The 1139-nt window shown below is 59.7% G+C and carries 1 protein-coding gene; it reads right to left on the bottom strand.

Features of this window, described 5'->3' with window-relative positions:
- The coding region (locus DFP85_RS18805; protein WP_133637930.1) for an IS110 family RNA-guided transposase at nucleotides 1-942 on the bottom strand (942 nt) is incomplete at its 3' end.
- Between the last annotated feature and the right edge of the window lie 197 nt (nucleotides 943-1139).

The raw sequence follows: 1139 nt of genomic DNA, 5'->3' as shown, positions 1-1139 counted from the left end.
CAAGACGCCGAAAGCGATATGCACCAGCTTGCGCATGGCAGCCCCCAAGGCTGTCATCGTCGGCTTACCCGCTCTGCGTAGCCTCGCGTACTGCGCTTCAATGTCTGGGTTGTGCCGTAGGGCCACTACAGCCCCCATGTAAAGCTGCTGCCGTAGCTTAGCGCTCCCCATTTTCGTCAGGCGTGGCTTCTTCTCGACTGAGTGGCCTGAAGCGTGGTGCATGGGCACCAGGCCTACGAAGGCTGCTGCCTGTCGAGCGCTCTTGAACGCCCTGCTTCGCAGGGCAGCCACCAGCCGAATGGACAGCAAAGGACCGATCCCGGGGATGCTGGCCAGTAATCGACGGTCACGCTTCAGGTGATCGTGTTGGTCGAGGTGCTCCTCTATCGCCTGCTGGAGGCGCTTGTCCTCTTGCTCCAAGGCTACCAGGACATGACGAATCGAGATTATCGCCTGGCTATCCCGGCTGAACCGAGCTTTCTCAAGCCGGTTCCTCTCGCGCTGAATGTCCTGCTGGACAGCATCTCGCCTCGCCACCAGGCGCTTCAGCTCGCGGACCTCCTCAGGTTCTGGCACCCAGCATTGCTGAGGCTGGGTGGCACCGAACAGGGCCAGGACGTGGCTATCCGCCTTGTCCGTCTTGTTCTTGATCCCGGTACTCTTGGCGAAATCACGCACCCGCGCCGGGTTCAGGACATAGACCGTCACGCCAGCCTGGTACAGCCAGTAGGCCAATGGCTCATGATAGATACCTGTCGCCTCCAGGTAGACGTGCAGGGCCTCCGGCGACTCCTGGGTATGCCGAATCAACCAATCCAGCAGGGCCGGATAATGGGTATGCTGGTTGGGGAACACCTTGGTCTTGACCTTGCGTGCTTGCACATCACGCAGCCATAAGCAGTCCAACTTGTTCTTGCTGACGTCGATTCCGATATGGGCCATCTCTCACGCCTTTCCTTGTTCGTTCAGCCTCACCCTCGCGGGGGGCGCTGGATACCGTTCAGGATTGCGAGATGAAAGCCTGGGTGACCTATCTCCTTTACAGGCTCGAGGCCATTCGGTCCTACTCGGGATACACCCAGGCTGTGAGCGGTGGTAGCTAATCACCCCTCACTGGAGAGACACAAGGTCCTACGCCA

It is taken from the genome of Halomonas ventosae, from assembly GCF_004363555.1.
In the GTDB taxonomy this organism is placed as follows: domain Bacteria; phylum Pseudomonadota; class Gammaproteobacteria; order Pseudomonadales; family Halomonadaceae; genus Halomonas; species Halomonas ventosae.
The sequence above is the reverse complement of the archived record's forward strand: the minus strand, read 5'-3'. Positions and strand labels throughout refer to the sequence as shown.